Source organism: Trinickia sp. (assembly GCF_051954495.1).
In the GTDB taxonomy this organism is placed as follows: Bacteria; Pseudomonadota; Gammaproteobacteria; order Burkholderiales; family Burkholderiaceae; genus Trinickia.
The window spans coordinates 14,074-37,253 of the sequence record NZ_JBQCHR010000166.1; the positions used below are offsets into that span (position 1 = coordinate 14,074).

The window sequence follows — 23,180 nt, forward strand, 5'->3', positions numbered from 1 at the left end:
CCTGTCTCCGTCAGAAGTCCACGGTGGCCGACGCAAACAGCGTGCGCGGCGCACCGAGCGAGATCGTGCCGTACGAGGCGACCCCCGACCAGTATCGGCGGTCGGATACGTTCAGCACGCCCGCGCGAAAGGTGGTCGACTTGCCGTAGATGGCCGTCGTGTAGCGCGCGCCGAGATCGAACGTCGTCCACGACGGTACCGATTGCGTGTTCGCCTGGTCCACGTATTCGTTGCTCGTGAAGTTCACCGCGCCGGTGAGCGTCAGGCCTCGCACCCAGGGCAGGTCCCATTCCGTTCCTATGTTGGCCGTCCACCGCGGCACGCCCACGGGACGGTTGCCCACCGTTGCAGCGCTATTCGTTTTGGTCAGCTCGGCATCGAGCAGCGTCGCACCGCCGAGCACGCGCACGCCCTTGACCGGTTCGCCCGCCACGGTGAACTCGAGCCCCTGATTGCGCTGTTCGCTGTCCACGGCATAAACGGCGCCGTACAGTTGACCGCTCGGTTTCGTGATCCTGAACGCGGCCAGTGTCGCCATTACGTTGTGGTAGTCGAACTTCACCCCGACTTCTTCCTGCTTGGCTTTGTATGGCGCAAACACCTGCCCTGCGTTCGAAGCCGAAGCCGGTGCGATGTCGCCCCTGCTGAGCCCTTCGATATAGTTCGCGTAAAGCGAGACGTTTCGCATGGGCTTGAAGACGATGCCCGCGAGCGGCGTCACGGCGCCCTTGTCATAGGACGTTGTTTTCGCACCCGTGCTGACGTTGAAGTTGTCCGACTCGATTTGCTGCTGCCGCACGCCGAGCGTCAGTTCCACGCGGCGGTTCAGCATACTCAGCGTATCGGCGAGCGCCACGCCCACAAGTCGCGACGACGACACCTTCGGGACGCGCGACGGCGTCGCGATGTTTTGTTCAGGGCTCGCGATCGGTGAATAGAGGTTCGAGAGAATCGCCGTGCCCGAATTGCTCGCTTGCGCGAGGCGATCCTGATAGAGACTCGTCTGCAACGCGACGTTGTGCTTGACGGGCCCCGTGTCGAATTTCGCTCGCACGCCGGTGTCGGCGCTCCAGCGGTTCACCTGGAATTGCCAGTTCTGCGGTATCGAGCGCGTGTCGCCTGCCGAGTCGAGGATGCTTGGCGTCTGGTCGGACAGCCGGGCGACGTCGGTCTTTGCGCCGCCCACGTCGCCGAACACCGTCACGTTGCTGTTCACGTCATATTCCGCGTGCAGCAAGGCCGACTGATCGAAGGACTTCCACCAGCCCCACGACTGAGTGACATTGCGCCGCCCATCCGCCGCGGAGGGCACCTGAATGCCCGATGCGACGACGAACGGCCGCGTCGGCGCATCGACCCATTGGTATTGCTCGATTACATCGAGCGTGGCGCGGAATTTTTGGCCTTGATAGTCGAGCGACAAGGCGCCGACTTCGGCGCGCGAAAATTGGTTATCGAGCGGTGTCCCGCCTTGCCGATGCAGGCCGTTGAAGCGGATGCCGAACTGCCGGTCGCTGCCGAAGCGGCGGCTGATGTCGACGTGCTCTCCGAGCTGGGAAGCGGACGTGAAGTCGACGCCCACGCGGGTGAGATCCTCCGACAGCGGCCGTTTCGGCACGATGTTGACCACCCCGCCGACGCCGCTGTTCGGCGACATCCCGTAAAGCAACGCGGCCGGCCCCTTGAGCACTTCGACGCGTTCGACGTACTCGGGAAACACGTGATAGTTCGGGACGACGCCGTAGACACCGTCAAACGCGAACTCGCTGATGTTGCCTTCGTTGATCGGAAAGCCGCGGATATAAAAGGAATCCGTGACACCGCCCGTCTGACCGGTGAAACGGATCGACGGGTCTTGGTTCAGCACGTCCGCAAGCGTCGTGGCCTCTTGATCTTCCATCCGCTTGGACGTATAGCTGCTGACGCTGAACGGCGTACTCATCGCGCTCTTGTTGCCTAGCAGCCCCATCCGCCCGCCTCTCGCGATCTGACCGCCCGCGTACGGCGCGGGCAGCTCGTCCGCCGCCGCGGTAGCCTTGACCACCACGGCGGGCAGCATGTGCCCGTCGGCCTGGTTTGCCGTGAAGTCTTGCGCGGCTGCTTCGGCGGGAGCCTGTGCGAAAGAAGCCGTGCCGAAACCGGCGCCGAGTGCGCCCGCGAAGGCAAGGCGAATAGACAGCACCAAAGGCTTGGATGCGATGCCTGACGGGATGACGGCTGAAGCCGCCGACTGGACTGCCTGGCAAAAGGGCCGAAATGACATGACGGTAACTGAGCGTTCTTGTTGAAAAACGTGACTAAGGAGAGCTTTGATCGCAAGCTTTTCGTTAGTTAACGATAATACAAATAAGAACGATTCGCAATACCGATGGAGTCGTCGCCACACCGTGGTGGGCATTAGGAGACAGCGCGACGCTTGAAGATCTGCGGTTATGCCGTGAGGCGGCAACAAACGTTGTAAGATCGGCCGGTGACGTCTTCGCCAATCGATTTCCGGTTCCTACGGATCCAGGCCCGCGGCAAGCGTCCGTGCTGTTCGACTTCTCTTTGACCGCCCCGACGACCGACGTGACCACCGACTTCGACGCCCTAGCCACCCTCATCCGCGAACGCTTTCCCGATTTCAGCCCGCAGTTTCAGACTGGTGCGGCGTTCTTGCTCGACAATCCGGACGAGGTGGCGGTCCTATCGATGCGCAAGGTGGCGGAGCGAGCGAGCGTTCAGCCGGCGGCAATGGTTCGGCTTGCCCAGCAATTGGGTTATCCCGGGTGGAACGAACTGAGGGACGTGTTCGTCGGCAGGCTCCGTACACGACCGGAGCCGCTGACATCCCGCGCCAAAACGTTGATCAAAGGCAGTGCGGGCGATTCGCTTTCGCATCGGCTGACAGCGGCTCAAACACACAACCTCGAAGTCACGTTCAGTCAAAGCGCACAGGCGGTCAGCAGCGCCGCCAAGTTGTTGCGCAAGTCGCCTCACGTGCACGTCGCCGGTTTCAGATCCTGCTTTCCCGTCGCGTTCGGTTTGGTATACGGCTACCGATTGTTCAGGTCGTCGGTGAGCCTCATTTCCGCTGAAGCCGGTACGCTCGAGATGCAACTTCGCGCGATCGAGAGCAAGCACGCGACGGTCGTCGTGAGCTTCGCCCCCTACTCCGTCGAGGCCGTGCGCGTGGCCGAAGCCGCGCTCGATCAGGGGTCCAAGCTGATCGCGCTCACCGATAGCGCCGTCTCTCCGATCGCATTGAACGCCGACGAAGTCTTGCTCTTCTCGCACGACACGCCGTCTTTCTTTCCGTCGCTCGTGGCAGCCAATGCAATCGCGGAGCTGCTCGTTGCCCAGCTGCTTTCTCTCGAAGGACCGGATGCCGTCAAACGGCTCGGCCTGACCGAGACGGCGCTGCATCAGTACGGCGCCTATTCGCCATAATGGGTGGCCGATTCCCGTTTCAACCACTCGCACGAAGAAAAACTTAGATGAGCGCACTGACTTTTTTAAACCGGACGCCGTACGTCGCCCAATTCACTGTCCGCAAGGGGCAACAGATCGTCGCCGGTCTGCCGAGCGTCGCGCCGGGCGGGCAAATTAGCGTGCCGTCGGACGGCGTGGGTACGGTCACGGACAGCGCGATCTCGGATTCGATGGACGAGGAGACGCTGGCGGTCGGCAGCCCCTACTTCGTCAGCGCGGTCGTCAACGGCGTGACGACCGAAACGGTGCAAACCACCAATGCGAATGCCGTCATCACAGTGGCGCGCGACGATGCCGCGCTCGGCGGGGGCTACTACACGCTCGAAGTCGCCTGAAAACCGCTGCTGCGCGGCACGCGCCGCGCAGTCTGCCACCGGTTCGGCTTAGGTTTAGGCTTCCACGCCTTTGGCCCACTCCCGATACCATGCGCGGAACAGCGCATACTGCTTTTCGGCGTAGTTGCGCTGAGCGTCGCTCAAAACGTCCGTCTCGTTGAAATGCAGCGTGTATTCCTTGTCGCCGTTCAACACCATCAGGTACTTGTAGAACAGCACGAGGTCCGTGCCTTCGTCGAACGACGACAAGACACGCAGCGCCGAGTCCAATTCATGAGCCTGGCGGCGGGCGGTGACGTCGCCTTCAGCCGCCTTTTTGCTCAACCTCACCAACTGCAGAACTTCTCTCGGCAATGCGTTGCCGATGCCCGTGATGGCGCCGGTGGCGCCGCAGTTCACGAAGCCGTGCACCACCTGAGTATCGACGCCCGCCATCAAGATGACGCTGTCGTCTTGCGACGTGATGTTCTCTGCCGCGTAGCGCATGTCGGCGGCGCCGCCGAATTCCTTGAAGCCGACCAGATTCGGGAATTGACGACGCAGTTCGAAGAACAGATCGGCGCGCGTGGCGAAGCCGTAATACGGGCTGTTGTAAATGACCGCCGGCAACTTGGGCGCGGCCCCGAGAATGGCGGAGAAATGCGCCTTCTGCGCGGCCGGCGATGAACCGCGGGACAGGACGCGCGGAATCACCATCAAACCTTGCGCGCCGACCTTGGCCGCGTGCGCCGCGTGCGAAACGGCCTCTTTTGAATTGACCGCACCGGTGCCGACGATCGTCGGGACGCCGGCGGCGACGAGGCGCGCGACGCCTTCCTGGCGCTCCGCCTCGGTCAGCAGCGGCCAGTCGCCCATCGACCCGCAATATACGACCGCGCTCATGCCGAGGCCCACGAGTTCGCGTCCCTTGGCGACCAGCGCGTCGAAGTCCGGCTTGCGCTCGGGCGTGCAAGGGGTCATCAGCGCGGGGATCGTGCCTTCGAAGATATTTGTAGCCATCATGCTTTCCTGAGTAGTCGGAACTTGAGAGTCGCGAGCCGGAGCAGATACCGTCTCGTCGGCGGCGCTTGGATGCGTCGGCACGCATACAACCCGCCACACATCTGTTACGCATCGTAAGGAGTCGCAAAGGCGCCGTCTTGAGGGTTTGCTTTATACGTGGTGACGAAATCGGCATAGCCGGCGAGCTCAAATGTCGGCGCGGGGGGGGGCGCTGCGGCCCGCCGTAGCCTACTCGGCGGCCGATTGCGGCGAACGCTCGCCCTCCCGTTAGAACTTATGACGTACGCCGGTCACCGCAATCATTTGCGTGTGGCTGCTGGACGGCCCTGAAGCGCCTTCGATCTGCGCCGCCGCGTTCGAAGCGCGCTGGTACATCAGGTCCGCGTACACGTCCGTCGTTTTGGACAGGAAGTACTGCAATCCGGCCGTGGTTTGCCAGTAATGCCAAGCACCGACCTTCCCGTTGGTCGATACGGTGGTGTACGTTTCGCCGATGGCCGCATGCAAGGCGGGCGAGAGGCGGTATCGAAGGCTCCCTTCCGCGTTCTGCCACGTCTGGTACTGGCTGGAGGGCGTCAGTTCGAAGCGCGTATTCGTATACATCAAGCCGAGGCTTGCATTGCCGATGTCATACAAACCGCCGGCGCCCATAATGCGCTGCCGGCTTATGCCCTTCAAAAACGTGAAGTAGTTGTCCGATGGAACGGCGCCCGTGGTATCGGTGGCGGGACGATCGAGCACCACATAGGCCGCGCCCAAACGCAATGGGCCGTTCCCGTAGCTCGCGCCGACGCTGTAGGACCGGTTCATCGCGAAGTTGCCCGCGTTGCCCGACAAGGCATACATGGCGTTGACCTGAACGCCGTAGAACTTCGGCGTCACGTATTTGACCGCGTTATCGGTGCGAAACGTGTTGTTCAAGTCGTCGACATCGAACGGATGCGTACCGTACTGCACGGTATCGGCAGCAACTTGCAGCGGTTCGAGCGAATCTTGAGCAGCGTTGTACTGCCGGCCCAGTGTCAACGTGCCGTAACGGTCGCTCGCGAGTCCCACCCAGGCTTGACGTCCGAACATTCGCCCATTGGCGCTGGCCGCACCGTTCATGAGGTTGAAACCGTTCTCCAACCTGAATAGGGCATGCAGTCCGCCACCGAGGTCTTCTCTGCCGAACAAGCCCCAGCGCGAGCCCTGCTCGTTGCCGGCCGTCGCTTGATAGTTCGACTTTCCGCCCTGGTTGCTCGTATAAGCGAAGCCGGCGTCGACGATGCCGTACAGCGTCACGCTCGACTGCGCGTGCGCCGAGCCAGCGGCCAGCCCGATGCCGCCAAGTGCGAACAGCGTGGCCGGTATGGTGTGTTTTCGCATGGTGCTCTTCCTCTTGAAGTGTGTCTTGCTGTTGAAAATCGGTTCGTCTGCCAACGAAGGGCGTCCTGCCGGTCATGGCGTCATCGGGTGTGTTCGCACGGAATCGCGGGCAAAAAGGGATCCGGACGACGCGCTGAACGCGTCGCCTCGTTGCCCTAAAGGCGTGTGATGGCGGGGGCTGCTAGCTGACTTATCCGCCGGCAGTGACGTGCGGCGGCATGGTTTCGAGCGACCTCGTCGGAACGATGGGCAGCACGACGTGCGACGCTCGACCCGCGCCGACATGCACGCGGTTCACCGCGACGCGCGGCAGGCGCGCCAACGCGGGGGCTTCGCCGCTATTGGGATTCACGTCGAAATGCGGGAAATTGCTGCTCGAGATGTCCACGCGGATGCGGTGGCCGCGTTTGAATAGATTCGCCGTGGCGAACGGTTCGATATCGATCGCGTAGATGCGCCCCGGTTCAAGGGAGCGCGGTTCGCTCCACGATTCGTGGAAGCGGCAACGGAAGATGCCGTCGGTCACGTTCATCGCATAGCCATGCGGGTAGTCCGCATTGGGCGGATAGACATCGACGAGTTTGGCCGTGAAATCGGTATCCGGCGCATCCGACGAAATCCACAGCTTGACGACGATCGGCCCGATGACGGCGACATCCTCCTCGAGCGGCTCGGTTTGAAACACGAGCACATCGGGGCGCGCCGAAAGCGGCATGCCCGGGTACCGCGTGCCGAAAAAGCGCGGATGTTCGCGCTGGTCGAATGCGCCGCCCTCGAAAACCGGTGCGCCCGACGTCAATGCGCCGCCGATCGTCGGTACGGGATCGGATGGATCGAACGCATACGAAATCGCGTTCGGCTGCGCATCTAAAGCATCGCGCGAGGTTGTCAGCGAGCCGTCGGCGCAGAGGTAGAACGGTGTGAGGCGAGTGGCCGGCAGCGGCCATTGCGACGATTTGATCCACCGCCCGCCGTGCTCCATTCGCCCCTGCGCATTGCGCGCCCCGCTACCGCCTCCCATCACGAAAATACGCGCGACAGGATCGCCGGGCGCGCCGGCTGACGCTTGCGGTTTGAGCCATCGGTCGAACCAGTCGGCGCGGAACGTCAGCCAATCGTGCGCAATCTGGCCTTCGATCTTCGCCTCCGGGCCGAATTCAACGTCGCCGCTATGCGTCACGTTGCGATCGCCGTGCAGCCAGGGGCCCATGATCAGGTAGGCCGGGGCGCCCGGCGTGCCCGAAAGCGCGGCGAAGTTCTCCAGCGTGCTGCGTACATAGGCGTCGTACCAGCTCGACATCAGCACCGTCGGCACGCGCGTCATGGTGTCGTAGTAGCCCGCGCCGTAGATGCCCGGCTGTTTCCAATAGTCGTCGAATACGTCGCGAGTCCATTGCTCGAATAGATAGTTCTCGTATTCCGGCACCATCGAAAGCGGCGAGTGTCCGGGGCGCCATGGCATTCGCGCGAACCATTGACGCAGATCGGTTGCATCCAGCGCCCGGGCGACCAGCGGATCTTCCGCGGCCGCGGCGCTCGTTTTCGCTCGATTGAACGCCCACGTTGCCTGCTTCAGCTCGAATGCGCCCCCTTGCCGGATGCCGCAACGATAGCCGTTGGCGAAGCCGCCCGAATCCAGCACCATGCAGGCCAGCCCGGGCGGGTTCAGGCACGCCAGCGCGAGTTGCGTATGGGCGGCGTAAGAGAGCCCCATCGTACCGACCTTGCCGTTCGACCAGGGCTGCCGGGTGATCCACTCGATGGTGTCGAAGCCGTCCGGTCCCTCCGAAACATATTTGGTGAACCTGCCTTCGGATCCGTAGCGTCCCCGACAGTCTTGCATCACGACGGCGTAACCGCGCGCGGCGAAATAGCGCGCGACATCGGCGTGATTCGCGCTCGGCTGGCCGTGATGGACCTCCGCGCGCGAGACGTCGGTCTTCCCATAGGGCGTTCGCTCGAGAATCGTGGGCAACGGCTCGTCGATGCCGACGCGGTAGCCGGCGGGAAAGTAGACATCGGTGGCGAGACGCACACCGTCGCGCATGGACACCATGGCTTCGCAAGGCGGGGGGAGCGTCGAATCGATGGGAGGCGCTCCGCTCGGGAGTGATATGTCGGTCATGGTTCTTGAGTCTCGATGAAGAGCAATGAAGTGCGTTCGGCTTTGTTGGGCTTGAAGATCACGCCGTTGCGCGTCGCCCAGTAATCGATCGGAAAATAAAGCGGCACGATCCCGTAGTCGCTGAAGGCGGCGTGAGCGGCCTGTTGCAGCAACGCCTCGCGCCGTGCTGGATCGAAGGTTGCGACGGCCTCGCGCAGCAACGCGTCGACCGTCGGATTGGAATAGCGCGCGCGGTTGAACGTGCCCGTGCCGGCTTTGCGCGAGTAGGTCTCCAGCACGGTGACCATCCCGATCGCCGAATCGCTCGTCGAATTGCCGAAACTAAAGACGAACGCGCTGTAGCGACGTCGCGACGCAGCGCCCGCATAGACGTTGTACGGTTGCGTGACGACGTCGTTGACGGCGATACCTCCACGCGCGAGCATCTGCCCCAACGCTTGCCCCAGGTCCCCATCGCTCGCGAATCTGTCATTGGACGAGTGGATCGTGAGCCCGAAGCCGTGCGGGTAGCCGGCGGCGGCGAGCAGGCGTCGCGCGCCGGCGGGGTCGTAAGGCTCCGGCCGAAGCCCCGGGTCGTACCCGCGCATGCCCGGGGGCACCATTTGCGCGGCCGGCAGACCGGCCCCGTTCAGCAAGTGCTGGGTGATCGCCTCTCGATCGATCATCTTCGAGATGGCTTCGCGTACACGCACGTCGCGCAGCGGGTTATGCGCGATTTTCGAACCATCGGCGGCCGTGACGAATGGCGACGCATCGCGCGACGAGTCGAGTGCCAAATAGATGAGGCGCGCCGATGGACCGGAGAAAAGCGTCACATTCGGTTCATGCCGCAGGCGCGCGATCGTGACGGGCGGAACGTTGTCGATCACGTCGACCGAGCCTGACAGCAACGCCGATAGTCGCGAGGCGTCGTTCGACATGAAGCGGATCGTGCACGTGTCGAAGATGGGCCGCTTGCCCCAGTAATAGTCGTTGCGGGCGAGTTCGATGCGGTCCCCCGGCGCCCACCGGATGAGCCGATAAGGGCCCGTTCCGACTGCAACGGAGGGCTGGCTGAAGTCGTTGCTCGTGTGACCCGACGCGGCATGCTGCGACACGATGTACACGAGCCCGACCTGCTCGACGAACGAAGGCGACGGCGTCTTGGTGACGATGCGCAGCCTCAAAGGGTCGACGATCTCGATGCTCCGGATATTGGCGACCGCGCCCGAAAACGACGCCGGACTGTTTGGCACGGCCGCCGCGCGATGCAACGAGTACACCACGTCCTGCGCGGTCATCGGCGAGCCGTCGGAAAACCGGACATTCGGCCGCAGCTGGAATTCCCAAGTGAGCGGATCGAGCGTGCGCCATGACACTGCCAAACCGGGCTTGACCTGCAGGTCGCGGTCCTGGTCGATTAGCCGCTCGTACATGTTCTCGGCGGTCTGCGTGTTGTTCTCGGTACGCGAGAATTGCGGGTCGAGCGACGACGGCTCGGAAGCCAAAGCCATCGTCAGCGAGCGTGCCTGGACCTCGGCGCTCGTCGCCGCGAGACTCAGTGCCAACACGAGCGCGAACGCCGCCGAGGCTCCGACCGCGCGTCGGCGCGGGAGTGACGTGAACACGCTCATTGCCCTTCCCCCGCGACCAAATGGCCTGCAATCAAGTGGCACGCAACTTCATGCGCGGCCCCGCGCGGACGCAGCATCGGGCGCTCCGTACGGCATCGCTGCGTGGCATGCGGACAGCGAGGATGGAAGTGACAGCCTTCCGGGGGAGAGAGCGGCGACGGAATTTCGCCCTGAATCGACTCGAACTGCCGTTTTCGATTCGACAAACGAGGCACCTGTTCGAGCAGCGCGATCGTGTAAGGATGCTGTGGATTGGCGAACAACTGCGTGGTGGGCGCCGTTTCGACAATTCGGCCCAGATACATGATGGCGACGCGGTCGCTGATGTGCTCGACCACGCCGAGATCGTGGCTGATGAACAAATACGTCAACCCCAGATCGTGGCGCAACTGCATGAAAAGATTGATGATTTGCGCCTGGATCGACACATCGAGCGCGGCAATCGATTCGTCGCAGATGAGAAAGTCGGGCTTTACCGCTAAAGCTCGGCCGATACCGATGCGCTGACGCTGCCCTCCGGAAAACTGATGCGGGAAGCGCTCGCGGAAATCCGGATTCAGGCCGACGCGCTCCATCACATCGACGATATAGGCATCGAGATGTTTGCGCGCCACGATGCCGTGCACGAGGGGCGCCTCGCCGATGATGTCGCGCACCCGCTTGCGCGGGTTGAGCGACGAAAGCGGATCCTGAAAGATCATCTGGGTGGCGAGCCGGCGCCGCGCGGCGCCGTGCGCTGCGTGCGCCCCTGCGACTTGATCTTTGCCGCCCGGAACCGACGGCTCGGCGCCCTTCTCGAACGTATGGATGGAGCCGCTCGATGGCGAGATGATTCCGGCCAACATGCGGCCGAGGGTCGACTTGCCGCAGCCGGATTCGCCCACGAGACCGACGACTTCCCCGCGATGAATCGTCAGGCTGACGTCGTCGACCGCATGGACGACCTGCTCCTCGACGCGCACGCCGAGCCAGCCGGCGATCCGCTCGGCGTAGTTCAAGCGGCGAACGAAGCGGCGCGACACGTGGTCGACTTCGACCAGCGGCGCCATCGGATGGGGGCCGTTCATGCGGACGCTCCGAGACGAGGATGGAAACAGCGGTACATATGGGCGCCCTCGCCGGCGACGGGCGGCTCGGCGCTTCGGCACAGCGCGCTCGCGTAGGCGCAGCGCGGCGCAAACGCACAGCCGGTAGGGAGTTTGAGGGCGCTGGGCGCCATCCCCGGAATCTGTTTGAGCGGCTCCCCTCGCCGGGCCTTTTCCGGCAAGGAATCGATCAAGCCGATGGTGTACGGGTGGCAGGCCCGCTCCAGAATCTCGTCGACGGTGCCGGTCTCGACGATACGGCCGGCGTACATCACACAAATCCGATCGGCCAATCCAGCCACGACCGCTAGATCGTGGCTGACCCACACCATCGCGGTATGGGATCGAGCGCACAGCTTCTGCATCTGCGCGAGGATCTGCGCCTGGATCGTGACGTCGAGCGCGGTGGTCGGCTCGTCCGCAATGATCAGTTCCGGGTCGTGCAGGAGCGCGATGGCGATCGCCACACGCTGACGCATCCCGCCTGACAATTGGTGCGGATAAGCACGCAAGCGCTCGTCCGGCGAGGGAATCCCGACCGCGGCGAGCGCGTCGCGCGCCTTGCTGCGCGCCGCGCGCTTCGATACGCGTTCGTGCGCCCTCACCGCCTCGATCATCTGCGTGTCGATGCGCAGCACGGGGTTCAGCGTCATCATCGGATCCTGAAAAATCATCGCGATGCGATTGCCGCGCAGCCGGCGCAACGATTCGGGCGCGAGTGTCGTCAGGTCTTCGCCTTTGAAAAGCACGCGGCCTCCGACGATGCGCCCGGGGGCGTCGATCAACCCGAGCACGGAAAAACCGGTAATCGATTTGCCCGAGCCGGATTCGCCGACGAGGCCGACGATTTCGCCGGGCGCGACGTCGAAGCTCGCGTCGTCCACGGCTTTGGCGATGCCGGCGCCGGTAAAGAAGTGCGTGCGCAGATGCTGCACGGACAAAGTTGGGGTGGACATACGAATTCCTATTTTTGCAGGCGCGGGTTCAAGGCTTCCCGCAGCCGGTCGCCGACGATGTTCATGCTGAAGACCAGTACGAGCAGCAATAGACCAGGGAAAACGCTGATCCAGTAGTACCCGGCGATCAATTGCTGGTAGCCGTTCGCGATCAGCAGACCGAGCGATGGCTGGGTGACGGGCAAGCCGATCCCGAGAAAGCTCAACGTGGCTTCCGCTGAAATGGCGGCGGCGATTTGGACCAGCGCGATGACGATGACGGGCGGCAGGCAGTTCGGCAGCAATTGGCTGAATAACGCGCGCCGGTGGCTCAATCCCAGCCCTAACGCCGCCTCCATGTATTCCTTGCGGCGTTCGACCGCGGCCACCGCCCGGACGGTTCGCGCGAAATAGGCCCATTGCACGACGACCAATGCGAGGACCACTTTATCGACGCCTTGGCCGAGGATCGCGAGCATCATCAACGCGACGAGAATCGTCGGGAAGCCGAGCATCAGATCCACCGTCCGCATGATGAGCGAATCGACATAGCGGCCGAAGTAAGCGGCCATGAGGCCCAGCGTCGTGCCGAGCGTCATGGCGAATACGCCGCTTAGCAGGCCGACGCCGAGGCTGATGCGCAGCCCGTACATCATCGCGGCGAACATATCGCGCCCTAGGGCATCGCTGCCGAGCAGATACAGATGACCGTGGACGCCACGCGCGCCGGGCGGCAAGCGGCCATCCACGATATCGAGCACGGCGAGGTCGTACGGGTTTTGCGGCGCGATCCAAGGCGCGAGCAGCGCGAGCGCGACGAGGACAAGACACACGCAAGTGGCCGCGGCGGCGGAAGGCTTGCCGAATAAGCTGAGCAGTACGATCCCGAGCGTGGTGTCGCGATCGATGCGCAAAAAGGGCGAGGCGGTATGCGTTCTCATGCCGCCTCCAGCCGCACACGCGGATCGAGCAATGAATAGACGATGTCGACGATGAGGTTCAATACGGTGAACATCGCCACGACGATCAGCAGATAGGCCACGATCACCGGCCTGTCGAGCTTCGTGATGCTGTCGATGATCAGTTTGCCCACGCCGGGCCACGCAAAGATCGTCTCCGTGACGGTGGCGAAGGCGATCAACGAACCGAATTCCATCCCGACCACCGTGACGATTGGGATCAGAATGTTCTTCAGAACGTGCACGAAGATCACGCGACGCTCGCTCAGGCCCTTGGCGCGTGCGAACTTGACATAGTCGAGCGGCAGCGTTTCACGCACTCCGGCACGCGTCAGACGCGTCACGAGCGACATCTTGAACAGCGATAGATTGATCGCCGGCAGAAGCAGATGCTTGACGCCATCCCACGTCGCGAGGCTCGTATGGATGCCGAGCAGCACGCCGGCCTGACCTCGGCCGGCCGACGGCAACCAGCCCAGCGTGACCGAAAAAATCAGCACGAGCATGATCCCTTGCCAGAAGTTCGGCAGGCTGAAACCGAGAATCGAGCCCGTCATGACGGTGCGGTCGAATGCCGATCCGGCCTTCAGACCCGCGAGCAGCCCGAGCGGCAGACCGACGATCAAAGAAAGCGTCAGCGCGACCAGCGCCAGCTCCAGCGTTGCCGGCAGCCGTTCGAAAATCAGCTGAATCGACGGCTGGTTGAACACGAACGAGCGCCCCAAGTCGCCGTGCAGCGCGCGCGCGATGAAGTGCAGATACTGCTGCCACAGCGGCTGATCGAGTCCGAACGACTGCACGGTCCTTGCGATTTCGGCCGGGGTCGCATCGGCCGGAACGAGGATCGCGATGGGGTCGCCGATGGCGAACACGCCGCAGAACACGAGCACCGACGTAAGCAGCAGCACGCCGATGCTCTGGATGAGCCGCCGGATGATGAAGGCGATCATTGCGTGTCAAACCTCAAATGATGAAAATGCGGTGGGTACCCGGGGGTAGACGTCATCGAATTCATGCAACGCCCCGATCATTCGGCGGCAAAAAACCGTCCGCAACCTTATGCCGAATCCACATAGTCCTATGCGGAACGTGAAATGAATTTCAAGCAACTCGAGGCTTTCGCGGCGATCTCGGCGCTGCATACCACGACGGCGGCCGCGCAGCGGCTTGGGTGCTCGCAGTCGGCGGTCAGCCGTCTGTTGAGTCAATTGGAGGAGGAGCTCGGCCTAAGCTTGTTCGTGCGGGAGCAGGGCCGGCTGACGCCAACCCGCGAGGGCAACGCGCTCGTGCAGGAGGCGGAGACGATCGTCGAGGCGGCGCGCTGCCTAGAGCGGCATGCCCAGCAGCTACGCCTTGCCGGAACGCAGCGCAAGCTCGTACGCATCATGGTGCCGAACACGTTTGCGCAGTTCTTGCTGCCTGCTGTGACGCAGCAATTTTACGAATCGCACCGGGACGCGGTTTTGGAGGTGTTTTCCGGCACGTACGACGTTTGCGAACGTGCGCTGCTCAGCCGCGAAGTCGATCTGGGTTTCGTGCGGCTACCAACGCGGTTGGCCGATTTTTCGGTCAAATGGCGGTTCGAAAGCGACGCGGTGTGCGTGATGCCCCGCACGCATCCGCTCGCCCGGAACGAGACCGTGGCGCCACGCGATCTCGACGGCGTCCCGCTCGTGCTGCTGTGGCGCCAAAGCTCGCTGCGCCATGAAGTCGATACGGCGTTTCGCACGGCGCGCGTTCTGCCCAATGTCGTGGCCGAAGTGCATTCCGTGAGCGTGGCGTGCGCGATGGCGGCGCGCGGGGTGGGTGCGTCGATCGTCAGCCGGCTGATCGCGCAATGCTGCGATATGGAACAGCTCGTGATGAGGCCGTTCGTGCCGACGATCACCTTCGAGACGGGAATCGCGGCGCTTGCTTCCGAGCCGGTCAGCGGTACGTGCGATGCGTTCGCCGCGTGTCTGGCGCAAGCGCTCGATGGCCCGCGCACGCAAGGCGCGGCAGCCTAAGCAGCGCTCGGAAACAGCAACGTGAACTCGACCCACCCATCGGCCGTGCACGCCGCGGATGCGGATCCGCCGTGCAAGCGCATGATTGCCTGCACGATCGACAAGCCGAGCCCGCTCGATTCAGTGAACTCGCTGCGAGCCGCATCTCCGCGATAGAAACGATCGAATAGCCGCCCTAGTTCTTCTTCGCCGATGCGCGGCCCGCGATTGCCGATCACGATGCGCGCACCTGTTGCATCGGAGGCGCCGCGCAGCCGCACCGTGGTTCCCGCATCGGCATATCGCACGGCGTTGACGACCACGTTGCCGATCGCCCTTCTGCACATGATCGCGTTCGCCATCATGTCGCCCCGCGCATCGACCTCGAACGTGATGCCGCGCTCCTCGGCAATGCCGTCGAAATACTCGACGATGGACTCGAGTTCTTCGCGAAGATCGATGCGCTCGCGGTCGATGGACTGCTGTCCATGATCGGCTTGCGCAAGGAATAAAATGTTTTGCGCAATACGAGCAATCCGTTCCAATTCCTCGAGGTTCGATTCGAGCACGCGTCGATATTCGGGCACGCTGCGTTCGTGCGCCAGCGCAACTTGCGTTTCTCCGATCAGCACGCCGATCGGCGTGCGCAACTCGTGCGCGAGGTCGGCCGAAAACTGAACCAATCGCTCGTAGCCATGTTCGAGACGATCAAGCATCGCGTTGAACGAAGCGGCCAGGCTTTGCAATTCAGCCGGCGCGCGAGCCACTTCGAGCCGCGTGGACATCCGGTTCGGCGAAATCTCGGCGGCTTTTGCGGCCATCGATTTCAACGGCAGCAGCCCCCGGCTCGTCACCCAATAAGCGAGCCCAAGCGTGACGAGGACGGCGAGAATGACGTTGATCCAAACCCGTCGGAGGTAGACGGACAACACTTGGGCTTCCTGCGTCATCACATGCGCCGCGATGATCTCGACCACGTCGCCGCTGTCGCCGACTTGCGCTTGCGCGGCGACCCAGCGCATTCGAATGCCGTCGGACCGCTTGCCTTCATACAATGCGTCGAGCCCTACCCGCTGCGTGACGGGCACGATCCGAAACGGCGGCAGCGTCATATGTTCCGGATTGACGTTGATGAACGGCGCCGAACCCGGTCGACGAAAAATGATCACGTCCTTGCTGTCGCCAAGCATGGTTTCGAAGAGCCTCGGCCGCGCTTCGATTTCCTTGATGGTGTACAGATCTTGCAGCAGCGAGCGAAAGTGCTCGACACGCCCGATCAACTGATAATCGGCGCGCGTGGACAACGCGCGGTTGGTCGCATCGTAGAGCGCCGCCCCGACCATGCCGAGCACGATGCAGACGATGACGGCGAACGAGAGGGCGATGCGAATCGAAAGCGAACGCGCGGGCCGTTTCAAGCATCTTCTCCGAACGAATAGCCGATGCTGCGCACCGTGTGAATCAGCTTGAGCTCGAACGAGTTGTCGATCTTGGCGCGCAGACGCTTCACCGCGACGTCGACCACGTTCGTGTCGCTGTCGAAGTTCATGTCCCATACCTCGGAGGCGATCAGCGTGCGCGACAACGCCTCGCCCTGTCGCTTGCAAAACAGATGAAGCAGTGCGAATTCCTTGTTGGTCAGCGTGATGTCGACGCCCTGCCTCGTCACCTTGCGGCGCAGGACGTCGACATGCAAGTCCGCGATATTGAACGTATCGGACTCGCGCATGACGCCTCGCCTGAGCAGCGTGCGGATACGCAAGACCAGTTCGGTGAACGAGAACGGCTTGACGAGGTAGTCGTCCGCGCCCAGTTCGAGACCGTGAATGCGGTCGGTCACGTGATCGCGCGCCGTAAGAAAAATGACAGGCAGGTCACGCTTTGCGCGTAGCGCCGCCATGATTTGCCACCCGTCGATACCGGGCAGCATGACGTCGAGCACGACCAGTTCGTAGGGGTTCCCGAGCGCCTGGTGCAGGCCGTCCGTGCCGTTGCGGGCGAGATCGACCTGATAGCCGGACTCGGTGAGCCCCTTCTTCAGATAGTCGCCGGTTTTGCGGTCGTCTTCGATCACGAGGATGGTCATGCTGGCGCTGCCTTGATTGCGGTGACGCCATTTTAGCCAGCGGCCGCATGAAGCCCGCGATAAATGACAAAAAAGTCATCATCGGGTCATCGGTCGAACAGCGCAGGGTTTCTACCATGTCGATCTGACGAATACGCGAAACCCGAGGACCGACGTGCAACCGCAATCGCAAACGCTAACGCGCCACGCTGTTCAGCCGCTTTGGCTGCGCATCACGCATTGGATCAACGCGCTCGCCATTTTGATCATGGTCACGAGCGGTTGGCAGATCTACGACGCTTCGCCGATCTTCAAGGCGCTGACCTTCCCTTCCGCGCTGACCTTGGGCGGCTGGCTCGGCGGCGCGATACAGTGGCATTTCGCGGCGATGTGGCTGCTGGTCGTCAACTTCATCGCCTATCTGGCGCTGAACGTCGCGACCGGCCGTCTGCGCCGACGCATGTTTCCGCTGAGCGTCAAGACCGTCTTCGGGGATGCCTATGCGGCCCTGCGCGGCAAGCTGGGCCACGGCGATCTGACGCAATACAACGCGGTGCAGAAGTTTGCCTACCTGGCCGTGATCGTCGACCTCGCGATCGTGATTCTTTCCGGCCTCGTCGTATGGAAATCGGTGCAATTTCCGCTGCTGCGCACGCTCATGGGCGGCTACGACAACGCACGCGTCGTGCACTTTTTCGGCATGAGCTTTCTGGTGGCGTTCTTCGTCGTTCACGTGGCGATGGTTGCGCTCGTGCCGCGCTCGCTCGTGTTGATGATTCGTGGGCGCTAAGTCTTCCAAGGAACCGTTCGATCATGTCGCTCAAACTCTTCACGTCCAGGCCCGACGCCGATCTTATCGTCAAGGACGCGGCCAAGGAACTCAAGGCGCCGGCACGCCGGCTCTTCGGCAAACGCATCCTGTCGCTGGGCGGCCTCGCGATGCTGTCGGGCTGCAGCATCAGCGACGACAAATCGGTGAACGCGATGCTGCGCAAGATTTCGTCGTTCAACGACGACGCCCAGGCGTTCCTATTCGATCCGAACAAGCTCGCCCCGACCTATCCCGAGTCGATGATCACGCGGCCGTTTCCGTTCAACGCCTTCTACGACATCGATGAAGTGCCGCTGGTCGATCCGTCGACGTACAAGCTGACGATCGGCGGCCTCGCGAAAGGCAAGCGGGTGTGGACGCTCGACGAGCTTCACGCGATGCCGCAAGAGAGCCAAATCACGCGCCACATCTGCATCGAGGGATGGAGCGCGATCGGCAAGTGGGGCGGCGTGCGCTTTGCGCACGTCCTCGCCCGCGCGGGTGCGGACACGAGCGCGAAGTACGTCGCGTTTCATTGCGCGGACAACTATTCGACGAGCATCGACATGCCCACGGCGCTCCACGCGCAGACGCTGCTCACGCTCACGTACGACGGCCAAATCCTGCCGGCCAAGTACGGTTTTCCGATGAAGCTGCGCATGCCGACCAAGCTCGGCTACAAGAACCCGAAGCACATCGTGGCGATCACTGTCACGAACGAATATCCGGGCGGTTATTGGGAAAACCAAGGCTACAACTGGTTCGGTGGGTCTTGACGCCCGCTCCCGCCTTTTTTCATGTTCGACACCGCAGCACAACACCAGGAGAGTCCATGTCTTTTCGAATCAACCTCGCCGTCGGCGCGCTGGCCGTTTCGTTTGCATCCGCGGCGTTCGCGCAAGGCGCGGACAAGCCGACGCGTATCCGCGGCGACATCGTATCCGTCTCGGGCGACACGCTTACCGTGCATCGCCGCAGCGGCGACACTGTCAAGATCGCGTTGAAAGCGGACACGCCCGTCACCGCGCTCAAGAACATCAAGCTCCAAGACATCAAACCCGGCGAGTTCGTCGGCACGGCCGCGATGACCGGCGTCGACGGCAAGCTCACCGCCACTGAAGTCTTGGTATTCCCCGAAGCCGCCCGCGGCACGGGAGAAGGCCACTATGCGTGGGACCTCGGCTCGAACAGCACGATGACCAACGCGAACGTCGATCAGGTCGTGCAAGGCACGAACGGGCGCGATCTCAAGCTCTCCTACAAGGGCGGCTCGAATGCGGTGACCGTACCCGAAAACGTGCCGATCGTGACTTTCGCGCCTGCGACGCACGACGATCTGAAAGCCGGCAAGCAAGTGTTCGTGGTAGCGAGCCATGCCGGCGCAGACTACGCGGCGCAACGCATCGTCGTGGAGAAAGACGGCGTGAAGCCGCCTATGTAAGCAAGCGAGCTTCGGCTCTCGCGGGCGGGAGCGAAAAGCAGGCGGCTCCCCCCGCTATGGATTCGACGCCGGCGTGGCCGGTGCCGCGACCGCTTCATCCGCGTCCGACGATGAGAGCCGTCGACGCAGTCACGTCAGATAGCCCAGCAAGAACACCCGAACGCCCCCCAAAATCCTTTGACGTCCGTGGTGGGCAGCGCACTGCTCCAGGCGCGCGCGTGAGCGTGGCCGTGCAAGCCGCATGCGCTCGCGCAGCCGCACGCGGCCGCCGTCAAAGCGCGCTGCAGCGGTGCGCCGTCCTTTTGCTCGGCGCCCCACGCGCCATAGCCGCCATACTGGCGCACGGGCGACCAATCCGGCATGGCCGGGGGAATCGGCGCATCGTGGCGTGCAAACGGCCCCGCACCCCAGACGATTTTTCCCCCGACGACCGTCAACAAAGCGGTGATGCCGGCGATGTCGTCTTCCGCGCAAGCGAAGTAGTCGCGGTCGGGGACCATGAGGTCGGCGAGCTGCCCGACAGCGATGCGGCCTTTCTTGCCCTCCTCATTCGAAAACCAAGTCACGTACTCGGTCCACATGCGCAAGGCCGTTTCGCGGTCCAGCAGGTTGCGCCGCGGATAAAGGCGCAAGCCGCCGACCGTTTTGCCGGACACGAGCCATGCGAGCGACACCCACGGGTTGTACGATGCCACGCGCGTCGCATCGGTGCCGGCCGACACCTTCAAGCCCTTCTCCAGCATCCTAGCGACGGGCGGCGTGGCTTGCGCCGTCTCGGCGCCATAGCGCTCGACGAAATACTCGCCCTGGTAGGCCATCCGATGCTGCACCGCGATGCCGCCGCCGAGGGCGGCGATGCGGTCCATCGAACGCTCGGAGACGGTTTCGGCGTGATCGAAGAACCAGTTGATGCCGTTGAGCGGAATATCCTTGTCGACTTTCTCGAACACATCCAAGGCGCGGCTGATCGTTTCGTCGTAGGTCGCATGCAGCCGCCAGGGCCAGCGGTTCTGCGCCAGTACGCGCACGACGCCCTCCAGCTCGTCCTCCATGCCGGGCGGCAATTCAGGCCGCGCGACACGGAAATCCTCGAAATCGGCGGCGGAAAAGACGAGCATCTCGCCCGCGCCGTTGTGCCGGAAATAGTCGCTGCCGTCGTGATACTTGACGGTGCGGGTCCAGTTCGCGAAGTCTTCCTTTTCCGCTTTCGGCTTTTGGGTGAACAGGTTGTACGCGATGCGGATGGTCATTTCTCCGGCGTCATGGAGCTTGCGGATGACTTCATAATCGTCGGGGTAATTCTGCGACCCGCCGCCTGCGTCGATCGCTCCGGTCACGCCAAGCCGGTTGAGTTCGCGCATGAAATGACGCGTCGAGTTGTATTGATACTCGGGCGGCAGTTTCGGCCCTTTTGCCAGGGTCGCGTACAGGATCGACGCGTTGGGATTCGCGAGCAGGAGGCCACTGGGGTTGCCCGCCGAGTCCCGCACGATGGTGCCGCCAGGCGGCTCCGGCGTGTCCTTCGTGTAGCCCACCACGCGCAACGCCGCGGCGTTCAACAACGCCCGGTCGTACAAATGTAGGATGAACACGGGCGTGTCCGGCGCGACCGCGTTGAGTTCTTCGATCGTCGGTAGACGTTTTTCTGCGAATTGATGCTCGGTGAAGCCGCCCACGACGCGCACCCATTGCGGCGCCGGCGTAACGGCCACTTGCCGTTTGAGCATTTCCATCGCGAGCGCCAGCGAGCCGACGCCGTCCCACCGCAACTCCATGTTGTAGTTCAGCCCGCCGCGGATCAAGTGCAGATGGTTGTCGATGAGCCCCGGCAAGACGGGACTGCCCGCGAGGTCGACGATCTTCGTCTTGTCGCCCGCTAGCGGGAGCACCTCCTCGTCGCTGCCGACGGCGACGAAGCGCCCATCGGCGATCGCGACGGCCGAGGCCGCGGGGTTCGAACGGTCCAGCGTCGTCATGCGTCCGTTGTGCAGGATAAGATCGGGGCGAGTGTCGATGATGCTCATTTTGCGTTGCCTCGTTTGACTTCGATTCGGTTAAGTGCCGAGCAGCTTTTCGATGACCGGAATGGCTTGCGCGCCGATCGTCATGCCCAGCAGGCCGACGAGCGCTACGAGCGGGGGGGCGGGCGAACGAACCTTGATCGCGCTGTAGATCAAGCCGATCGATATGCCTGCGCCTAATGACACAAGGTAAGATTCCATGCGACGAGTCGTTCTCCTTTCCTCATGCAAAACGTTCCTGATCTAGAAGCCTGGGCCATCTTCACGCGCGTCGCCGAAACCGGGTCCTTCGCCAAAGCGGCCGCGGTGCTCGGCATATCGCAACCCACAGCTTCGAAAGCGATCGCTCGCCTCGAACAACGGGTCGGCACGATGCTGCTGTATCGCACGACTCGCCAGCTGTCGCTGACGCCCACCGGCGAGGCGCTGCGTGAGCAAGCGCTGGCTCTGCTCGCGCATGCCGAACTTTTCGAAAGCGAAGCCTCCGCGCACGCGCTCGAGCCGCAGGGGCTCGTACGCATGAACGCGCCGATGTCGTTCGGGCTCAAATATCTCGCGCCATTGCTGCCGATATTCTTCGATCGCTACCCGAACGTGGACATCGACTTGGCGCTGAGCGATCAACTGGTCGACATCGTATCCTGCGGCTTCGATCTGGCCATTCGCGTGGCCGATCTCGGCGACTCTTCGCTGCGCGCGAGACAGCTTTGCTCGGTGCGCAGGCCGCTCGTCGCATCGCCGGCTTACCTCGACAAGCACGGACGGCCGACTCACCCGAGCGAGCTGGAGGGGCATACGGCCTTCATCTATACGAACCAGTCCACACCCGAATACTGGCGTTTTCATCGCACCTCGACGGGCGAGGAATATTCGGCGCCCGTCCATGGGCGCATTCGCACCAACAACGCCGAAGCCTTCTTGCCCGCCTTGCTGGCGGGTCACGGACTTGCCCTGCAACCGGAGTTTCTCGTTTGGGACGCGCTCCAGCGCGGCGAGCTCGAGCAGGTCATGTGCGACTGGCGCATCGCCGACATCAACGTGAATCTGATCACGCCGCCGGGCATGCTGCGCACGGCGCGCGTAACGGCGCTCATCGATTTTCTCGTCGAACACCTGGCGCACGCGCCGTGGGCGATGCCGGCCGTCGAACAGGAAACGATCCACCCGGCGGCCGCCGCCTACGATTAGGCCCGGCTAACGGGCCGGCGCGGCGGGCAACGCTTCGTGCGTCGTGGCCGTGCGCTGCGGCGCCTTGTGGACCATCGTGTAGGCGTAGTCGATGCCCATGCCGTATGCGCCCGAGTGCTCCTTCGCGATCGCCATCACTTCGTCGTACGTTTCGCGGTGGGCCCAGTCGCGCTGCCATTCCAGCATGACTTGTTGCCAAGTCACCGGCACGACGCCTGCCTGGACCATGCGCTGCATGGCGAAGTCGTGCGCATCCTTCGACGTGCCGCCCGACGCATCGGCCACCATGTAGATTTCATAGCCGCCTTCGAGCATCGCGCACAGGGCGAACGTCGTGTTGCAGACTTCGGTCCACAGGCCGGCCACGATCACCTTCTTGCGGTCGTTGGCGGCGAGCGCGTCGCGCACCTTCTGATCGTCCCACGAGTTCATCGACGTGCGCTCGAGCACCTTCTCATTGGGAAATACGTCGAGCAACTCGGGATACGTGAACCCCGAAAAGCTTTCCGTTTCCACCGTGGTGATCGTGGTGGGGATCTTGAACACCTTCGCCGCCTTGGCGAGTCCCACGACGTTGTTCTTCAGCGCCTGGCGGTCGATCGATTGAACGCCGAAGGCCATTTGCGGTTGTTGATCGATGATGATCAGCTGGCTGTTGTGCGGCGTCAGTACTTCGAGCTTCGGATTGCTCATGGCTTGGGTGTCCTTCGATTCGTAGAGAGATGGCCGGGCCCTGTTCGGCGCCGCGACCGATTTCGACTTGCATCGTGCTGGCG

At 62.9% G+C, this 23,180-nt stretch carries 21 protein-coding genes; 7 read left to right on the plus strand and 14 right to left on the minus strand.

Annotation, left to right across the window (positions count from 1 at the left end):
• Positions 1–10: 10 nt before the first annotated feature.
• Positions 11–2,263: a TonB-dependent receptor gene (locus tag ACTHNR_RS23115; RefSeq protein WP_440550572.1), complete on the minus strand. Its 2,253-nt coding sequence runs from the start codon at positions 2,261–2,263 to the stop codon at positions 11–13.
• Positions 2,264–2,568: 305 nt separating this feature from the next.
• On the opposite strand from ACTHNR_RS23115, the gene ACTHNR_RS23120 reads away from it, so the two are divergent.
• Positions 2,569–3,429, plus strand: coding sequence for a MurR/RpiR family transcriptional regulator (locus ACTHNR_RS23120; RefSeq protein WP_440550611.1), 861 nt, complete (start codon positions 2,569–2,571; stop codon positions 3,427–3,429).
• A 47-nt stretch (positions 3,430–3,476) separates the two neighbouring features.
• Entirely contained in the window at positions 3,477–3,806 is a 330-nt protein-coding gene (locus ACTHNR_RS23125) for a hypothetical protein (protein ID WP_440550574.1), read from the plus strand.
• A gap of 54 nt (positions 3,807–3,860) precedes the next feature.
• Here the strand turns inward: ACTHNR_RS23125 and ACTHNR_RS23130 are convergent, their stop codons facing one another.
• From ACTHNR_RS23130 to ACTHNR_RS23165, 8 genes are all read right to left on the minus strand, one after another.
• Positions 3,861–4,805, minus strand: coding sequence for a dihydrodipicolinate synthase family protein (locus ACTHNR_RS23130; RefSeq protein ID WP_440550612.1), 945 nt, complete (start codon positions 4,803–4,805; stop codon positions 3,861–3,863).
• A gap of 270 nt (positions 4,806–5,075) precedes the next feature.
• Entirely contained in the window at positions 5,076–6,176 is a 1,101-nt protein-coding gene (locus tag ACTHNR_RS23135; protein WP_440550576.1) for a porin, read from the minus strand.
• A 190-nt stretch (positions 6,177–6,366) separates the two neighbouring features.
• Positions 6,367–8,301, minus strand: coding sequence for a CocE/NonD family hydrolase (locus tag ACTHNR_RS23140; RefSeq protein WP_440550578.1), 1,935 nt, complete (start codon positions 8,299–8,301; stop codon positions 6,367–6,369).
• A complete protein-coding gene (locus tag ACTHNR_RS23145) occupies positions 8,298–9,908 on the minus strand; it encodes an ABC transporter substrate-binding protein (RefSeq protein WP_440550580.1) in 1,611 nt (536 codons plus the stop codon). Before ACTHNR_RS23145 ends, ACTHNR_RS23140 begins: the two co-directional genes overlap by 4 nt.
• Before the next feature lie 2 nt (positions 9,909–9,910).
• Positions 9,911–10,981 (minus strand): ABC transporter ATP-binding protein, encoded by a 1,071-nt coding sequence (locus ACTHNR_RS23150; protein WP_440550582.1) that lies wholly within the window; start codon positions 10,979–10,981, stop codon positions 9,911–9,913.
• The gene (locus tag ACTHNR_RS23155; RefSeq protein WP_440550584.1) at positions 10,978–11,955 is read right to left on the minus strand and encodes an ABC transporter ATP-binding protein; all 978 of its coding nucleotides are present in this window, start codon (positions 11,953–11,955) and stop codon (positions 10,978–10,980) included. Before ACTHNR_RS23155 ends, ACTHNR_RS23150 begins: the two co-directional genes overlap by 4 nt.
• An 8-nt stretch (positions 11,956–11,963) precedes the next feature.
• Positions 11,964–12,875, minus strand: a complete 912-nt coding sequence (locus tag ACTHNR_RS23160) for an ABC transporter permease (protein ID WP_440550586.1) — start codon at positions 12,873–12,875, stop codon at positions 11,964–11,966.
• Positions 12,872–13,843 carry an ABC transporter permease gene (locus ACTHNR_RS23165; protein WP_440550588.1) on the minus strand — a complete coding sequence of 324 codons (972 nt, stop codon included), beginning with the start codon at positions 13,841–13,843 and terminating at the stop codon, positions 12,872–12,874. The genes ACTHNR_RS23160 and ACTHNR_RS23165 overlap by 4 nt, the downstream gene beginning before the upstream one ends.
• Positions 13,844–13,987: 144 nt before the next feature.
• On the opposite strand from ACTHNR_RS23165, the gene ACTHNR_RS23170 reads away from it, so the two are divergent.
• Positions 13,988–14,899, plus strand: a complete 912-nt coding sequence (locus tag ACTHNR_RS23170; RefSeq protein ID WP_440550590.1) for a LysR family transcriptional regulator — start codon at positions 13,988–13,990, stop codon at positions 14,897–14,899.
• On the opposite strand, the gene ACTHNR_RS23175 is transcribed toward ACTHNR_RS23170, so the two are convergent.
• Entirely contained in the window at positions 14,896–16,296 is a 1,401-nt protein-coding gene (locus ACTHNR_RS23175; RefSeq protein WP_440550592.1) for a heavy metal sensor histidine kinase, read from the minus strand. The genes ACTHNR_RS23170 and ACTHNR_RS23175 overlap by 4 nt on opposite strands.
• Positions 16,293–16,964, minus strand: a complete 672-nt coding sequence (locus tag ACTHNR_RS23180) for a heavy metal response regulator transcription factor (RefSeq protein WP_440550593.1) — start codon at positions 16,962–16,964, stop codon at positions 16,293–16,295. Before ACTHNR_RS23180 ends, ACTHNR_RS23175 begins: the two co-directional genes overlap by 4 nt.
• 247 nt (positions 16,965–17,211) lie before the next feature.
• Between ACTHNR_RS23180 and ACTHNR_RS23185 the strand changes: the two genes are divergently transcribed.
• Genes ACTHNR_RS23185 through ACTHNR_RS23195 form a run of 3 tightly spaced genes read left to right on the plus strand, consistent with a single transcriptional unit; the run spans position 17,212 to position 19,195 of the window.
• Positions 17,212–17,733 carry a cytochrome b/b6 domain-containing protein gene (locus ACTHNR_RS23185; RefSeq protein ID WP_440550613.1) on the plus strand — a complete coding sequence of 174 codons (522 nt, stop codon included), beginning with the start codon at positions 17,212–17,214 and terminating at the stop codon, positions 17,731–17,733.
• A 23-nt stretch (positions 17,734–17,756) separates the two neighbouring features.
• The gene (locus tag ACTHNR_RS23190) at positions 17,757–18,530 is read left to right on the plus strand and encodes a molybdopterin-dependent oxidoreductase (RefSeq protein WP_440550595.1); all 774 of its coding nucleotides are present in this window, start codon (positions 17,757–17,759) and stop codon (positions 18,528–18,530) included.
• A gap of 56 nt (positions 18,531–18,586) precedes the next feature.
• Positions 18,587–19,195, plus strand: a complete 609-nt coding sequence (locus tag ACTHNR_RS23195; protein ID WP_440550596.1) for a hypothetical protein — start codon at positions 18,587–18,589, stop codon at positions 19,193–19,195.
• A 134-nt stretch (positions 19,196–19,329) separates the two neighbouring features.
• Here ACTHNR_RS23195 and ACTHNR_RS23200 read toward each other — a convergent pair whose 3' ends face one another.
• Both ACTHNR_RS23200 and ACTHNR_RS23205 read right to left on the minus strand, forming a co-directional pair.
• Positions 19,330–21,219: an amidohydrolase gene (locus tag ACTHNR_RS23200; protein ID WP_440550598.1), complete on the minus strand. Its 1,890-nt coding sequence runs from the start codon at positions 21,217–21,219 to the stop codon at positions 19,330–19,332.
• A gap of 30 nt (positions 21,220–21,249) precedes the next feature.
• Entirely contained in the window at positions 21,250–21,417 is a 168-nt protein-coding gene (locus ACTHNR_RS23205) for a DUF1427 family protein (RefSeq protein ID WP_440550599.1), read from the minus strand.
• A 24-nt stretch (positions 21,418–21,441) separates the two neighbouring features.
• Between ACTHNR_RS23205 and ACTHNR_RS23210 the strand changes: the two genes are divergently transcribed.
• Positions 21,442–22,404: a LysR family transcriptional regulator gene (locus ACTHNR_RS23210; protein ID WP_440550601.1), complete on the plus strand. Its 963-nt coding sequence runs from the start codon at positions 21,442–21,444 to the stop codon at positions 22,402–22,404.
• Positions 22,405–22,410: 6 nt separating this feature from the next.
• On the opposite strand, the gene ACTHNR_RS23215 is transcribed toward ACTHNR_RS23210, so the two are convergent.
• Positions 22,411–23,097 (minus strand): hydrolase, encoded by a 687-nt coding sequence (locus ACTHNR_RS23215; RefSeq protein WP_440550603.1) that lies wholly within the window; start codon positions 23,095–23,097, stop codon positions 22,411–22,413.
• Between the last annotated feature and the right edge of the window lie 83 nt (positions 23,098–23,180).

What these genes read in the sequence shown, in the direction of transcription:
- ACTHNR_RS23115 (WP_440550572.1), bottom strand. Translation starts at nt 2,263, where the DNA reads ATGTCATTTCGGCCCTTTTGCCAGGCAGTCCAGTCGGCGGCTTCAGCC.
- ACTHNR_RS23125 (WP_440550574.1), top strand. Translation starts at nt 3,477, where the DNA reads ATGAGCGCACTGACTTTTTTAAACCGGACGCCGTACGTCGCCCAATTC.
- ACTHNR_RS23130 (WP_440550612.1), bottom strand. Translation starts at nt 4,805, where the DNA reads ATGGCTACAAATATCTTCGAAGGCACGATCCCCGCGCTGATGACCCCT.
- ACTHNR_RS23135 (WP_440550576.1), bottom strand. Translation starts at nt 6,176, where the DNA reads ATGCGAAAACACACCATACCGGCCACGCTGTTCGCACTTGGCGGCATC.
- ACTHNR_RS23140 (WP_440550578.1), bottom strand. Translation starts at nt 8,301, where the DNA reads ATGACCGACATATCACTCCCGAGCGGAGCGCCTCCCATCGATTCGACG.
- ACTHNR_RS23150 (WP_440550582.1), bottom strand. Translation starts at nt 10,981, where the DNA reads ATGAACGGCCCCCATCCGATGGCGCCGCTGGTCGAAGTCGACCACGTG.
- ACTHNR_RS23155 (WP_440550584.1), bottom strand. Translation starts at nt 11,955, where the DNA reads ATGTCCACCCCAACTTTGTCCGTGCAGCATCTGCGCACGCACTTCTTT.
- ACTHNR_RS23160 (WP_440550586.1), bottom strand. Translation starts at nt 12,875, where the DNA reads ATGAGAACGCATACCGCCTCGCCCTTTTTGCGCATCGATCGCGACACC.
- ACTHNR_RS23165 (WP_440550588.1), bottom strand. Translation starts at nt 13,843, where the DNA reads ATGATCGCCTTCATCATCCGGCGGCTCATCCAGAGCATCGGCGTGCTG.
- ACTHNR_RS23170 (WP_440550590.1), top strand. Translation starts at nt 13,988, where the DNA reads ATGAATTTCAAGCAACTCGAGGCTTTCGCGGCGATCTCGGCGCTGCAT.
- ACTHNR_RS23180 (WP_440550593.1), bottom strand. Translation starts at nt 16,964, where the DNA reads ATGACCATCCTCGTGATCGAAGACGACCGCAAAACCGGCGACTATCTG.
- ACTHNR_RS23185 (WP_440550613.1), top strand. Translation starts at nt 17,212, where the DNA reads ATGGTCACGAGCGGTTGGCAGATCTACGACGCTTCGCCGATCTTCAAG.
- ACTHNR_RS23190 (WP_440550595.1), top strand. Translation starts at nt 17,757, where the DNA reads ATGTCGCTCAAACTCTTCACGTCCAGGCCCGACGCCGATCTTATCGTC.
- ACTHNR_RS23195 (WP_440550596.1), top strand. Translation starts at nt 18,587, where the DNA reads ATGTCTTTTCGAATCAACCTCGCCGTCGGCGCGCTGGCCGTTTCGTTT.
- ACTHNR_RS23200 (WP_440550598.1), bottom strand. Translation starts at nt 21,219, where the DNA reads ATGAGCATCATCGACACTCGCCCCGATCTTATCCTGCACAACGGACGC.
- ACTHNR_RS23205 (WP_440550599.1), bottom strand. Translation starts at nt 21,417, where the DNA reads ATGGAATCTTACCTTGTGTCATTAGGCGCAGGCATATCGATCGGCTTG.
- ACTHNR_RS23210 (WP_440550601.1), top strand. Translation starts at nt 21,442, where the DNA reads ATGCAAAACGTTCCTGATCTAGAAGCCTGGGCCATCTTCACGCGCGTC.
- ACTHNR_RS23215 (WP_440550603.1), bottom strand. Translation starts at nt 23,097, where the DNA reads ATGAGCAATCCGAAGCTCGAAGTACTGACGCCGCACAACAGCCAGCTG.